At 49.2% G+C, this 14,102-nt stretch carries 10 protein-coding genes; 3 read left to right on the top strand and 7 right to left on the bottom strand.

Features of this window, described 5'->3' with window-relative positions:
* Positions 1-37: 37 nt before the first annotated feature.
* From AYY16_RS08565 to AYY16_RS08545, 5 genes are all read right to left on the bottom strand, one after another.
* On the bottom strand, positions 38-1,162 hold the full coding sequence (locus AYY16_RS08565) for an ABC transporter permease (protein WP_067365089.1): 1,125 nt from the start codon (positions 1,160-1,162) through the stop codon (positions 38-40).
* Complete coding sequence (rbbA, locus tag AYY16_RS08560) at positions 1,162-3,921, bottom strand: ribosome-associated ATPase/putative transporter RbbA (protein WP_067365086.1); 2,760 nt, start codon at positions 3,919-3,921, stop codon at positions 1,162-1,164. The genes AYY16_RS08565 and rbbA overlap by 1 nt, the downstream gene beginning before the upstream one ends.
* Positions 3,918-4,991: an HlyD family secretion protein gene (locus AYY16_RS08555; protein ID WP_067365083.1), complete on the bottom strand. Its 1,074-nt coding sequence runs from the start codon at positions 4,989-4,991 to the stop codon at positions 3,918-3,920. Before AYY16_RS08555 ends, rbbA begins: the two co-directional genes overlap by 4 nt.
* 374 nt (positions 4,992-5,365) lie before the next feature.
* Positions 5,366-6,406, bottom strand: a complete 1,041-nt coding sequence (locus AYY16_RS08550; RefSeq protein WP_067365080.1) for an ABC transporter permease — start codon at positions 6,404-6,406, stop codon at positions 5,366-5,368.
* A gap of 44 nt (positions 6,407-6,450) precedes the next feature.
* Complete coding sequence (locus AYY16_RS08545; RefSeq protein WP_223861205.1) at positions 6,451-7,911, bottom strand: sugar ABC transporter ATP-binding protein; 1,461 nt, start codon at positions 7,909-7,911, stop codon at positions 6,451-6,453.
* A 140-nt stretch (positions 7,912-8,051) separates the two neighbouring features.
* Between AYY16_RS08545 and AYY16_RS08540 the strand changes: the two genes are divergently transcribed.
* The 3 genes from AYY16_RS08540 to AYY16_RS08530 all read left to right on the top strand — a co-directional run bounded on the left by AYY16_RS08540 (position 8,052) and on the right by AYY16_RS08530 (position 11,621).
* Entirely contained in the window at positions 8,052-8,978 is a 927-nt protein-coding gene (locus tag AYY16_RS08540; RefSeq protein ID WP_067365074.1) for a substrate-binding domain-containing protein, read from the top strand.
* Positions 8,979-9,297: 319 nt separating this feature from the next.
* A complete protein-coding gene (gene rimO, locus AYY16_RS08535) occupies positions 9,298-10,638 on the top strand; it encodes a 30S ribosomal protein S12 methylthiotransferase RimO (protein WP_067365071.1) in 1,341 nt (446 codons plus the stop codon).
* On the top strand, positions 10,635-11,621 hold the full coding sequence (locus tag AYY16_RS08530) for a sugar-binding transcriptional regulator (RefSeq protein WP_067365069.1): 987 nt from the start codon (positions 10,635-10,637) through the stop codon (positions 11,619-11,621). Before rimO ends, AYY16_RS08530 begins: the two co-directional genes overlap by 4 nt.
* Positions 11,622-12,324: 703 nt before the next feature.
* Here the strand turns inward: AYY16_RS08530 and AYY16_RS08525 are convergent.
* Entirely contained in the window at positions 12,325-12,969 is a 645-nt protein-coding gene (locus AYY16_RS08525; protein ID WP_067365066.1) for an L-fuculose-phosphate aldolase, read from the bottom strand.
* A 2-nt stretch (positions 12,970-12,971) separates the two neighbouring features.
* A complete protein-coding gene (mtnA, locus tag AYY16_RS08520) occupies positions 12,972-14,081 on the bottom strand; it encodes an S-methyl-5-thioribose-1-phosphate isomerase (RefSeq protein ID WP_067365063.1) in 1,110 nt (369 codons plus the stop codon).
* Positions 14,082-14,102: the final 21 nt, after the last annotated feature.

The following is a 14,102-nucleotide window of genomic DNA, read 5'->3' as shown; positions in this document are numbered from 1 at the left end:
TATGGCCGGTATCATTGAGGTAGCGGATGAGTCCGGGTTACGCCATCGCACTGATTGTCTTGCGAAAACGCAGCAGAGCCGCGCAGAAGAAAGCCGCACCAATAACGATCAAATAAATAAATTGCGGCCAGATTATCAGGAAATCCGCACCCCGGTAGAGGATTGCCTGTGCCAGGTTGACAAAGTGCGTCGTCGGCATTGTCTGCATCACATCCTGCACAAACTGCGGCATACTCTCCCGTGAGGTCATCCCGCCGGACAGCATATTCAGCGGCAGCAGCACCATTATCATCAGCAACCCGAACTGCGGCATAGAGCGCGCAATTGTTCCCATAAAAATCCCGATTGATGTGGTGGCAAACAGACTGAGTGCCACGCCGCACATAAACAGGGTAATTGAGCCTTCTATCGGCACCTGCAACAAGAACCGGACAACCAGCAACAGCGAGCCGAGAGAGGCCAGCAAAACCACCAATCCCATTGACCAGACTTTTGACATCATTATCTCAAAAGGTGTCACCGGCATCACCAGAAGGTGCTCAATCGTCCCGTGCTCGCGCTCACGGATAAGCGCCGCCCCGGTCAGAATTATCGAGAGCATCGTAATATTATTGATAATCGCCATGACAGAGCCGAACCACATCTGATCCAGGTTCGGGTTAAACCGGGTGCGGATATCCAAACCTACCGGCAACACACTGTTTTCACGGTTTTTAGCCAGAAACGTATTCACCTCGCCGGTGACAATGTTCTGAATATAACTGTTGCCGAGAAACGCCTGACTCATGCGGGTGGCATCGACATTCAACTGGACAGCCGGGTGGCGTCCTGCCAGGACATCGCGCTGGAAATTCGGCGGAATATCCAGGGTAAACGTATACGCGCCGGTATCCATCAGCCCGTCCATCTGGTTTATCTCAATATCAGCAGGGGGCAGAAAGTAAGGCTCATAAAAGCTGTTAATAATGCGCTGGCTGAGCTGCGAGCGATCCTGATCGGCAATCGCAATCGGTGCCAGATGCAGTGAGTCTGATTTTACCGTAGCCGAGGAATAGATTGATACGGTGAATGCAAACACAATCAGTGCCAGCATGGCTTTATCCCGCATCAGGCTGCGCAGCTCTTTCATGCCGAGATAAATAATATTCTTCAGTGTCCGCATTATCCCTCCTGCTTTTTCAGGAAAAAGATGCTGCATCCGAGCACCAACGGGATGGTGATAAGCAGCGGAATAAAGGACTGATACAAATCGATAAGTCCCAGCCCTTTGGAAAACGTACCACGGGTAATAGTCAGGAAATGCGTGGTCGGGTAAATATGTCCTATCCAGTAACCCATACCTTCAAGTGATGATACCGGGTCAAGCATTCCGGAAAACTGTGTTGCCGGGATAAGGGTTATAATCGCCGTCCCGAAAATGGCGGCAATCTGGCTTTTCATAAAGCAGGAGATAAGCAATCCCATGCTGGTGGCAATCGTAATATAACAAAGTGCGCCCAATGTCACTGTCAGGAGGCTGCCCTTGAGCGGCACGCCAAATACATAAACAGAGAGTATGCAGAGCAGGAAAAAGTTAAACATTCCCAGCAGGATATACGGCAGTTGCTTGCCGATAAGAAATTCTGCTTTGGTAATCGGAGTAACATACAGATTAATAATGGATCCGAGTTCTTTTTCCCGCACCACACTCAGGGCGCTGAGCATTGCCGGTATCATCATCAGCAGCAGCGGAATAACCGCAGGTACGATGGCAGGCAGACTTTTTACATCCGGGTTATAGCGGTAGCGGGTTTCAATATTGACCGCTGATTGGGTTGGTGTTGCTACCGGCTGGCGTGATGCCATGCGGGTCAGCCAGTTCAGATGCATTGCCTGTACATAACCACGTACGGTTTCTGCGCGGCTCGGCATTGCGCCATCCACCCAGACACCCAGGGTCACATTATGACCTTTGGCTATGTCCCGGGCAAAGTTCGGCGGGATCTCGACCGCGACAGCAATTTCCCCGCCGCGCAGACGCCGCTCCATATCATCATAATCGCGCAACGGAGGTTGTTCGATAAAATAGCGCGAGCCGGAGAGATCCTGTACATAGCTCTGGCTGGTGGTGGTCTGGTCGCGATCCAGTACTGCAAACCGCAGATTTTCCACATCCATACTGATGCCGTAACCCATGATAAACATCAGAATAACCGTGCCGAGCAGTGCCAGCGTCAGGCGGACCGGGTCACGGCGCAACTCCAGCCCTTCACGCAGACTGTAACTGAACAGACGGCGCAGACTGAAACGGCGTTTCAGCGCGGTGGCGGCGGTTTCTCCTGAGTTGGCAGGCAACTCAGGCGCAGCGGCAGGCGGGGCATCATCCTCAATACCGGAGGCTTTTTTCAGGTAATCGATAAATACCGCTTCCAGAGTATCAAACTCACTGTTTCTGACCAGATTATCCGGGGTATCTGTCACCAGCACTTTCCCCGCATGCATCAGAGACATCCGGTCACAGCGCGCCGCCTCATTCATAAAGTGAGTGGAAATAAAAATAGTCACGCCGTCATCGCGTGAAAGACCCACCATCAGATTCCAGAACATATCCCGGGCAATCGGGTCAACACCGGAGGTCGGTTCATCGAGGATCAGCATTTCGGGGCGATGGATAACAGCAACAGCGAGTGAGAGCCGCTGGCGGATCCCGAGCGGCAGACCTTCCGGCATCGCATCTGCAACATCAGTCAGCTTAAAGCGCTCCATCATTTCATTGACGCGTGCGTCAATGTCGTGCTCCGGAACATGGAACAGTTTGGCGTGCAGCACCAGATTTTGCAGCACCGTCAGCTCACTGTAGAGTGAAAACGCCTGCGACATATAGCCCACGCGCATCCGGGTATTCAAATCTTTCGGATCAACTTCCTGACCAAACAGCCATGCTTTACCTTCACTGGCCTGTAACAGTCCGGTAAGCATTTTCATGGTCGTGGATTTGCCGCAACCGTTGGAGCCGAGAAAGCCGAATATTTCCCCTTTCGGAATGCGGAAATTGACGTGATCGACGGCGGTAAATGAGCCGAAACGCATAGTAAGATCTTGTGCTTCAATTGCCACCGTCTCATTATCCTGAACGTTGCGGGGCGGGATCACCACGGACTCGTGATCTTTGCGTTTCTCTTCCGGCAGCAGCGCGATAAACGCCTCTTCCAGCTCAGTGGTGTGTGTTTGTGCTTTCAGTTCGCGGGCGTGTCCGGTCGCCAGAACCTTGCCGTCATCCATCGCAACGAGATAATCAAAACGCTCCGCTTCTTCCATATAGGCGGTGGCAACCAGCACACTCATGTTTTGCTGGCGCTCACGGATGCGATCAATCAGATCCCAGAACTGGGCGCGGGATAGCGGGTCAACACCGGTGGTGGGTTCATCGAGGATCAGGAGTTCCGGGTCATGGATAAGGGCGCAGCAAAGACCGAGTTTCTGTTTCATACCGCCGGACAGTTTTCCCGCCGGGCGGTCGCGGAAGGGCGCAAGCCCGGTGCTGGTCAGCAGGTCATCAATACGCAGATGCCGCTCTGCTTCGGACTGACCAAACAGCCGCCCGAAGAAATCAACATTCTCAAAGACAGACAGGGTGTGATAGAGATTTTTCCCCAGCCCCTGCGGCATATACGCGATACGCGGACACACCGCGCGGCGGTGGGTTTCATCACTGATATCACCGTCCAGCACAATCACGTTTCCCTGCTGCACCTTGCGGGCACCGGCAATCAGGGAAATCAGCGTGGATTTTCCGACGCCGTCCGGGCCTATCAGCCCTACCATCTGGCGGGCGGGGATATGCAGACTGATATCATCAAGGGCGCACACATCACCGTAATGATGCGTAACCTGTTCAAGTGTGACGATCGCGGTGGCGGAAAGCTTCTGTGATGATGTCATTGAGGTAATTTCACCTCCAGTTCAGCAGGCCATTCCTGTTTGGGATCCAAACGAATGTATGCGCGTCCCGGCAGACCTGTTTTCACATATTCCAGATTTTTTTCCAGTAATTCAGGGGCTATCCGCGCACGGACACGAAACATCAGTTTCTGCCGCTCGTTATCTGTTTCCACTGTTTTCGGGGTAAATTGTGCAACACTGGCGACATACGAGGTTTTCGCCGGTATCACCAGATTTGGCGCGGCATCGAGGATAATATGAACTTCGCTGCCGATACCGGCTTGTCCCGCCTGTTCTGTCGGCAGGAAAAAAGTCATATACACATCACTGAGATCGACCATATTCACGACACGACCACCGGCACCCAGCACTTCGCCCGGTTCTGCAACACGGTATTGCACACGACCGTTGCGCGGGGCTTTCAGCTGACTGTCATCGAGATCGGCCTCAATACGCTGTTGTGTGGCGAGTGCGGCATCAACCCGGGTCTGCGCCTGAATAATGCCGGACTGCGCGGCATCAATTGCCGCTGAGGCGGCTGCAACCTGGGCTTTGGCGGCTTCGACAGCCGCGTGTGCGCCCTGAACCACCGCAAGGTCATCATCAAGCTGCTGAACGGAGATGGCATTGGTTTTTACCAGTGCCTGAGAGCGGGCGAGACGTTTTTGCGCGGCATTCAGCTCAGACTGGCGCTGGCGTACCATGGCTTCTGCGGCGGTTTTTTCACTTTTCCGCTGAGCGAGCGCCGAACGGGAGGAAACCACATTGCTGGTAGCCTGGCGATATTGCGCCTGCGCTTCACTCAGTTGTGCCTCAAGTGTGCGGGTATCCATCTGCGCCAGAACATCACCGGCACGGACAAAATCACCTTCTCTGACATTGATGGTACTGATACGTCCGGCAGTTTTAGTCGAAATATCAATTTCCGTTGCTTCTATCCGGCCGTTGCTTTGCGCAAATCCGGCAGGCAGCCCGGGGCTGCTCATCAACCGGTACAGATAGCCCCCGGCAATGAGAACAACAACCAGCAGGAGGTAAAAGATCCACGTTTTACGTTTTGATTTTTGCATAGACACCGTGATTACTCTTCTTGTGAATAATAATGAGATAAACACAACGGCAGCATTTCAATATGAAAGTGACAAACAATGCAACTTCATATTTATACAATGTCGAAATTAAATGCTGTCAAATAAAGCATAACCGGATCAGCAGGATAAAGCTGCCGCATGTATCACATTCATCATAAAGGAAATATGTTTTCCTCAGATTTATTCCGGTTGGTTGTCAGCTGAAGATATTCCTGAGCACAAAAAAAAGGATGCAGCAAAATAAGCCGCCGCATCCCGTTTTTGAGTAAATAAAAAAAATGAGTGAATAAGCTATACCCAACATCATTCAAACCGCAGCCAATGAACCTGCGGTTTGAATGAATAAGGGCATATCAGCGTTTAAACCAGCGGGATATAAACGTAAATGATACTCTGCCCCGGCGCACCTGGTCTAAAAATACCGCTAAAATAATCACAACGCCGATAATCAGCCTTTGTGAATAAGACGCCACATTGAGAAGTGTTAAACCATTCTGTAATACGCCCATAATCAGAGCGCCGATAGCCGTGCCAATAACAGAGCCGATACCCCCGGCTAAACTGGTGCCGCCGATAACGGTTGCGGCAATGGCATCCAGTTCGTAACCTTCCCCGGCAATAGGTTGTGCTGCATTTAAACGACCGACTAAAATAACCGCCCCTAAAGCGGCTAGTCCGCCGTTAATCACATAGGCGCGGATCTCCAGCCAGGACACATTGATACCGGATAATCTGACCGCTTCGCGGTTGCCGCCCAGCGCATAGGTTTGCCGTCCGAACTGTGTCTGTGTTAATGCGTAATAACTCATCATCACCACGAAAAAGGCAATAATAACGGGAACCGGCAGATTAAAGCTCTCTGTTACGGCAATTTTTCCGTTACCGAGATAACGCAATGATGGCGGAAAGCTGTACAGTGTTTTTCCGCCGGCAATTGTCAGCGCTAACCCCCGCGCAATCCCCATCATGCCCAATGTGGCAATAAAGGGCGGTACTTTCATGCAGACAATAACAAATCCGTTCACCAGCCCGCAAAGCGTGCCGACCAGAATTGCCCCGGCAATGGATAACATAACGACGGTCAGCTCCATCACGAATGAGGGATCCGGTCCAATCCATTCCATACCGGCATGAATAAAGGTTCCCAGGCTGACGGCACTCAGCGCTACGATTGATCCGACGGACAAATCAATCCCGCCGGTCAGAATGACGTAAGTCATACCTGTTGCGATAATGGAGATAGTCGCCACTTGCAGCAATATATTGACAATATTATTCGTTTTGAGAAAAACAGGTGAAGCAAAGCTCATTCCGACAATAAGCGCGGCAAGAACCAACCCGATGCCCAGACTGGATACAAGTGATAATACGGATGATTTAGTGATACGTTGCATAATTATGTTACCAACTATTGGTCAATTCTGTGGTTGTTCCGGGCTTATATACCCACCATTAAATGCATTAATTTTTCTTCTGAGGCATCTTTGCGTAAAATTTCGCCCACCATTGACCCCTGGCGCATAACAATAATGCGGTTTGACAGCAACAATAGCTCGGGTAAATCGGAAGACACCATCACGACGGTGCCGCCATCTTTTGTAAATGCCCGCATCAAATCATAAATTTCAGCTTTTGCACCGACATCAATACCGCGTGTCGGCTCATCAAAAAATAAGATTTTGACATTACTTTCCATCCACCGGGCTAATACGACTTTTTGCTGATTACCACCGGATAATGTATTTGCTGTCTGCTCCTGGCTGCTGGCAACAATGCGCAATTTTTCCATATTCTTTTGCACACATATTTTTTCTTCTGACTGGTTAATAAATAAACCATTCCATAGCCGGTGCAAGATAGGAAGTGTCACATTTTTCCGGATGCTGGCACCTAAAACCAAACCCTGTCCTTTGCGGTCTTCTGTTAAAAATCCGATACCCGCTTTTACCGCATCTTTAGGTGAGCGGATTTTTTGCTTAATATCATCAATGTAAATATCACCGCTGCTTTCGTCGGCACCAAATATGGCGCGCAGAATTTCAGTTCTTCCGGCACCGACTAATCCTGCAAACCCTAAAATTTCGCCCTGATACACATTGAACGATATTTTTTCGACATATGCATTTTGAAGGTCACAAACGTTTAATTTAATATGACTGAAATTAGTATGATCCACTTCATCAGATGCTTTAATATCCCGTCCGACCATTAACCGAATTATTTCATTGTTATTGGTATCTTTATACAGCATAGTGCCGGTCCGCACACCATCTCTTAAAACTGTGATGCGATCCGCAATATGATTAAATTCTTCTAAGCGATGGGAAATATAAACCATGCCGACACCCTTTTCTTTCAGCTGATGGATGATCCGGAACAGTGTTTCTGTATTTTTACGGGAGATAGATGCAGTGGGTTCGTCGAAGATGATTATTTTATAATTATGGATTATTGCTTTAGCTATTTCTACCATTTGCTGCTGAGCCAGAGATAAAGAACTTATTTTTGCATCCGGGGATATATCAAGCTCAAGTTCATCAATGACTTCTTTGGCAAGGTCGTACATTTCACGCCATTTCATTTGACCGAATATATTATGCTTTTCACTGCCTAAGAATATATTTTCTAATACAGTTAATTCAGAAACCAGCAATAACTCCTGATGAATAAAGCCGATTCCTTTCAGCTGTGCTTCTTTTACATTCAGCGGGTTATAGGGCTGTTCAAATAGCGTCATACTGCCGCCGTTTGCGGGATATATTCCGGCGATTATTTTGCAAAGTGTTGATTTTCCTGCGCCATTTTCCCCGACCAGGCAATGAACCTCTCCGGCATACAGGGTGAAATCAACGCCTTTCAGAACCTCTACCTGATTAAAGGATTTAATAATGTGATGCATGTCAAAAACAATCTTTTTATTAATCTCAGTCATATTATTATAATTCCAGATTTGATTGCTTATTATCTTTACTATAATGTTATTTTTGTTATGTTGTGCTTTCTCTATCCTACATCAATCAATTAGAGGTGTACATCGGTATGAAACGTCTATTCCAATCACTATTAGCCGCAATCGTATTAGTAGGATTTACTGCTGTTGCCCAGGCAGAAAAACCTAAAGTCGCCCTTATTATGAAAACATTAAGTAATGAATATTTCATTGCAATGAAAGAAGGCGCAGACAAAGCGGCAAAAGAGCAAAACATTGATTTAATTGTTCAGGTTGCTGAAAAAGAAAACTCAACAGAAGAATTAGTCTCATTAGTTGAAAATATGATTGCGTCTAAAATAGATGCGATTGTAGTAACACCGAATGACTCACATGCCTTTGTTTCTGTATTTAAAGATGCGGAAAAGGCCGGTATTCCTATTATTGATTTAGATGTGGAACTGGATAAAACCTCTGCGCAATCAGCAGGTCTGACTTACTATTATGTTGGTGTGAATAACTTTGATGGTGGTTATAAATCAGCAAAACGTCTGGTGGATGAGTTAGGCGGTAAAGGTAAAGTGGTTATTTTAGAAGGTATTCCGGGCGTCGATAATGGCGAGCAACGTAAAGCCGGGGCAATGAAAGCCTTTTCTGAAGCACCGGGTATTGAAGTTGTTGCCTCACAAACTGCCAACTGGGAAACCGAACAGGCTTTAAATGTCATGACTAATATTTTAACCGCAAACCCGGATATCAACGGTGTATTCGCCGCCAATGATAATATGGCAATCGGCGCGATTACCGCGATTGAAAATGCCGGTTTTGAAGGCAAAATATTAGTATCCGGTTATGACGCACTGCCGCTGGCACTTCAGTATATTAAAGAAGGCAAAATGCTCAATACCATTGACCAGGGCCCGGCAGCTCAGGCGGCAAAAGGTCTGGAATTTGCCGTTAAACGTATTAATAAAGAAAAAGTACCTGAGCGTTTCTATCAGGATCTTATCGTGATAGATAAAAGCAATGTGAAATAATAGTCGTCTCACTATACCCAACATCATTCAAGATGCAGGCGGGCTGAGCGTAGCCAACGAACCTGCAGTTTGAATGAATAAGGGTATATAAAAATACCTGTGAATATAATCATATCCTGATAACAGGTGTTTCAGCAGAGATACATGGATAAGACCTCCGGTCCTGATACTCAGTCAGAACCGGTTTTTTTTACTGAGAAAGCTATCTGTCAGGTTAATTTGTTTGCTAAAATCCACCTTTCCTTCCCGATAATGACTAATATCTGCCGGATTTTGCAGTAACGTACTGTGTATCCTGCCTTTTTGAGTAAATGAGCTTATGTCGCAAAATACCAACACCGTGCCGAAAGTCGGTTTCGTCTCTTTAGGCTGCCCGAAAAACTTAGTGGACTCCGAACGTATCCTGACTGAACTGCGTACTGATGGTTATCAGGTCGTGCCGAGTTATGACGATGCCGATGTGGTGATCGTCAATACCTGTGGCTTTATCGACAGCGCTGTGCAGGAGTCGCTGGAAGCTATCGGCGAGGCGCTGGCAGAAAATGGTAAAGTCATTGTTACCGGGTGTCTGGGCGCGAAAGAAGATCAAATCCGTCAGGTGCATCCGAACGTGCTGGAGATAACCGGTCCGCACAGCTATGAGCAAGTGCTGGCGAGTGTCCGTAAATATGTGCCGAAACCGGCGCATGACCCGTTCACCAGCCTGGTGCCGGCGCAGGGTGTGAAACTGACCCCGCGTCATTATGCGTATCTGAAGATTTCAGAGGGCTGTAATCACCGCTGCACATTCTGCATTATTCCGTCCATGCGCGGCGATCTCGACAGCCGTCCGGTAGGCGAAGTGCTGGGTGAAGCTCAGCGCCTGGTTGAGTCCGGCGTAAAAGAGTTGCTGGTGATTTCGCAGGATACATCCGCTTATGGTGCGGATATCAAACACCGCACCGGGTTCCGCGATGGTCTGCCGGTGAAAACCAGTATGATCGGTCTGTGTGAACAGTTGTCACAACTGGGTGTCTGGATCCGCCTGCATTATGTGTATCCGTATCCGCATGTGGATGATGTGATCCCGCTGATGGCTGAAGGTAAAGTGCTGCCGTATCTGGATATTCCGTTACAGCACGCCAGCCCGCGTATTCTTAAATTAATGAAACGTCCGGGCGCGGTAGAGCGCACACTTGAGCGCATCAAACGCTGGCGGGAAATTTGTCCGGAACTGACACTGCGCTCTACCTTTATTGTCGGCTTCCCGGGTGAAACAGAAGAAGATTTTCAGATGCTGCTGGATTTCCTGACCGAAGCGCGTCTGGATCGCGTTGGCTGCTTTAAATACAGCCCGGTGGAAGGTGCAAAGGCAAACGAATTGCCGGACCCTGTACCGGAAGAGATTCAGGAAGAGCGCTATCATCGCTTTATGCAGTTACAGCAGAAGATTTCTACCGAACGTCTGGCAGAAAAAATCGGTCGTGTTCTGCCGGTGATTATTGATGAAGTGGATGAAGATGAAGGTGCTGTCGGGCGCAGCATGGCAGATGCGCCGGAAATTGACGGTATGGTTTATCTGAACGGTGAGTTCGATGTGCAGCCCGGTGATATTGTGATGGTTAAGATTGAACATTCGGATGAGTACGATCTCTGGGGCAGTGTGGTGCGCGAAGCATGACAGCCGGTGACAACCGTGTGTTTAACCGGCTGATGTTCGGTAACGATCCCATTTTGCAGGCGGCGTGGCTTTATTATCAGTCTGGTCTGAGCCAGACTGAGGTCGCTGACGCGATGGGGATCTCTCGTGTGACGGTGGTGAAATATCTGCAAATTGCAAGGGAAAGCGGCGTGGTTAATATCAGCCTGGATATGTCGCGCTACAGCCGGATTGACATGGCGTTGTCACTGAAAAAACAGTTTAATCTGACCAGTGTGCTGGTGGTACCGGATAACCCGGCACCGGATGCAGCCGCAGATTCCGCCCGCCGCCGTGAAAATATGGCGCAGGCGGCAGCGGTTTATCTCAGTCAGGTGATTGAGGACGGCGATGTGCTGGGTGTCGCATGGGGGCGGACTATTCACCATCTGGCAAAGTGTCTGATGCCGAAAACCGTGCATAATGTGACGGTATTGCAGATGCTCGGCTCTGTGCCGTCTCAGCCGGATTTCACGACAGTGGAGTCTTCCTCGCTGATTGCCGGTAAATTCGGCGGTGAATGTGCTTACCTTCATGTTCCGGCAATTGTCAGCTCGGCAGAACTGGCGGATGCACTGCGCCGTGAGCCGATTATCCGCGCTAATTTTGCCCAGCTTGATCGCTGCACCAAGTCATTATTTGTCGCGGGCAATGTGACAGAAGAAAACCCGCTTACCCGTGCCGGGGTGGTTACAACGGAAGAAATGGCGGATTTTCGCCGCAAGGGCGCGGTCGGGGTTATCTGCGGACGTTTTTATGATAAAGACGGCAAGCCGCTTGATACCCATACTGATGCCCGCATTCTGGGGATTCGTCTGCCGCAGTTGCGTCAGATTGCGCGGCGGATTTTTATCGCCACCGGTGAACAGAATGTCGCAGCCACGCGCGGGGCATTACTCGGCGGTTATGTGTCAGATTTGATTGTTGATCCCGCGATTGCGGCAAATCTGTTGTCAGGGCAGTAGTCATAATACGCCGCCGTAAGGCGGCTTATCAGAGTGATGACGTGCTTATTATATTGCCGGATTTGCTTTTTCAGCCTCAGTGCGGGTATCACCTTTACCGTCATTCAGTAATTGTATTGCACAATCCATGTACTGATTGGTACCAGCCTCAATCACATCGCGGTTAAATACGACACTGGGCGCGCTGTTTTGTAGTGCGGTAACATTGATATTACCGTTAAATTTCTTATTTAAATCAACTTCACCTTCAATGATGACGTGATAAGCAATACCGTCAGGCAGGTATTTTCCACAATCCTCAATACTTTTCTCTTTAAATTCAGTCTCTTTAAATTCAGCTTCTTTTTTTTAGTGTTGAGCATCCGGGTAAGATCAGCAGAATGGCGGCTGTCAGGGCTGAATAACGAATCATTTTTTTCATAAAAACCTTAAATCACAAAAATATTAAGGTGTCATTATATTGAAAATGATTATCATTTAAAGTAATTAATTACATATTGTTATTTATCAGAATAGTTAATGAACAATGTGCTGAGTTATATACCCTTATTCATTCAAACTGTAGCTTCGTTGGCTGCACTCAAATAGCCGGGTCACATAGTTTATCTATGCTCCCCGTCTATTTTCCCTTGCCGCCTTCCTGCAACTTGAATGACGTTGGGTATACAGCAAAAACGGCGGATTGCACCGTTCTTGCTTTCCGTTACTCCGTTTTCAGCCCGTAGGTTTTAAATTTCCCCAATACCCGCTGCATCTCTTCTGCACTCAGCACCGGAACATCTGGTGTGATCGCGCGGATTTTCAGGTATAACGCGGACAGCACTTCAGTCTCATGCGCCAGCCACAAGGCTTTTTCCAGATTGACTTCCATTGTCAGCATACCGTGATGCTGCATAATCAGCGCCTTACTGGTTTTGATACCCGCCGCCACAATGTCAGCCAGTTCATGGGTGCCGAACGTCGCATAAGGCACGCAGGGGATATGATCGGTGCCGGAGACGGCAATCATATAGTGAATAGCCGGAATGGATTCATTGAGAATAGAAACGGCGGCAGTATTCAGCGCATGATTATGAACAACTGCGTTCAGCTCCGGACGCGCCTGATAACAACTCAGGTGAAAATGCCATTCACTGGATGGGATCTTATCCGCTTCCGCCTGCCCGGAATTGTTCATATAGACAATGCTGTCAGGTGTCAGTTTTTCATACGGCACACCGCTCGGGGTGATAAGCATGCCGTCCTGCCAGCGGGCGCTGACATTGCCGGATGTTCCCTGGTTCAGCCCGCTTGCATTCATTTTCAGGCAGGTATCGATAATCTGTTGTGCCAGCGCTGTGCGGGTCATGGTTACACCTCATACTCTGACGGCCACATCTCCGGGAACATGGCTTTAAGCCCTGCCGGTGTGGCATCACAAATACCGCGCTCGGTAATCAGCCCGGTGACATATTCCGCCGGTGTGACATCAAACGCATAGTTGCCGCAGGTTGTCCCTTGCGGTGCGGTATTCACCCAACTGCGCGTGCCTTCGGGCGTAATACCGAATACATGAGATTGCTCTTCACCGGCGCGTTGCTCAATCGGGATCTCTTTTACGCCATCCCACACAGTGAAATCGAGAGTCGGCGAGGGCAGTGCCACATAAAACGGCACATTATTCGCTTTGGCTGCCAGCGCTTTCAGGTAGGTACCGATTTTATTACAGACATCCCCGCGAGCCGTGGTGCGGTCGGTTCCGACAATACACATGTCCACTTCGCCGTGCTGCATCAGATGCCCCCCGGCATTATCTGCGATCAGGGTATGTGGCACGCCGTGTGAACCCAGCTCAAAAGCGGTCAGTCCGCCCTGGTTGCGCGGACGGGTTTCATCCACCCAGACGTGAATATTAATTCCTTCATTATATGCCTGATAAATGGGTGACAGCGCCGTGCCCCAGTCTACGGTTGCCAACCAGCCTGCATTACAGTGCGTCAGAATATTGACAGGCTCTCCCGGTTTTTTACGGGCGGCAATATCACGGATAATCGTCAGTCCGTGCTCACCAATACGGTGGCAGATCTCAGCATCCTCATCTGCGATTTCACCGGCAATGCGGTAAGCCGCTTCACAACGGGCATTTGGCGCCAGCGGTGTGAGTGCGGTGCAGATCCGGTCCAGCGCCCATTTCAGGTTGATTGCCGTCGGGCGGGTGACAACAAGTGTATCGTAGGCTGTTTTCAGTGCGGCATCACTGCTGTCACGATGCATTGCCAGCGCCACGCCGTAAGCGGCAACCGCACCAATCAGCGGTGCGCCGCGCACCCACATATCTTTAATCGAGGTCGCAGCCTCTTCCGGTGTGGCTAACTGAAGAATACTGATCTCAAACGGCAGTTTTGTCTGATCAAAAATACAGACATTTACGCCGTTTTCAGCTAACCAGACGGAGCGGTAGTGTTTTCCCTGAATTTTCATTATGGCCTCGTAAGCAGGTGG

Source organism: Morganella psychrotolerans, from assembly GCF_001676155.1.
Lineage (GTDB): Bacteria > Pseudomonadota > Gammaproteobacteria > Enterobacterales > Enterobacteriaceae > Morganella > Morganella psychrotolerans.
The sequence above is the reverse complement of the archived record's forward strand: the minus strand, read 5'-3'. Positions and strand labels throughout refer to the sequence as shown.

Excerpts from the sequence above, each read along its gene's own strand:
- AYY16_RS08565 (WP_067365089.1), bottom strand. The coding sequence starts at position 1,162 with ATGCGGACACTGAAGAATATTATTTATCTCGGCATGAAAGAGCTGCGC.
- rbbA (WP_067365086.1), bottom strand. The coding sequence starts at position 3,921 with ATGACATCATCACAGAAGCTTTCCGCCACCGCGATCGTCACACTTGAA.
- AYY16_RS08555 (WP_067365083.1), bottom strand. The coding sequence starts at position 4,991 with ATGCAAAAATCAAAACGTAAAACGTGGATCTTTTACCTCCTGCTGGTT.
- AYY16_RS08550 (WP_067365080.1), bottom strand. The coding sequence starts at position 6,406 with ATGCAACGTATCACTAAATCATCCGTATTATCACTTGTATCCAGTCTG.
- AYY16_RS08545 (WP_223861205.1), bottom strand. The coding sequence starts at position 7,911 with ATGCATCACATTATTAAATCCTTTAATCAGGTAGAGGTTCTGAAAGGC.
- AYY16_RS08540 (WP_067365074.1), top strand. The coding sequence starts at position 8,052 with ATGAAACGTCTATTCCAATCACTATTAGCCGCAATCGTATTAGTAGGA.
- rimO (WP_067365071.1), top strand. The coding sequence starts at position 9,298 with ATGTCGCAAAATACCAACACCGTGCCGAAAGTCGGTTTCGTCTCTTTA.
- AYY16_RS08530 (WP_067365069.1), top strand. The coding sequence starts at position 10,635 with ATGACAGCCGGTGACAACCGTGTGTTTAACCGGCTGATGTTCGGTAAC.
- AYY16_RS08525 (WP_067365066.1), bottom strand. The coding sequence starts at position 12,969 with ATGACCCGCACAGCGCTGGCACAACAGATTATCGATACCTGCCTGAAA.
- mtnA (WP_067365063.1), bottom strand. The coding sequence starts at position 14,081 with ATGAAAATTCAGGGAAAACACTACCGCTCCGTCTGGTTAGCTGAAAAC.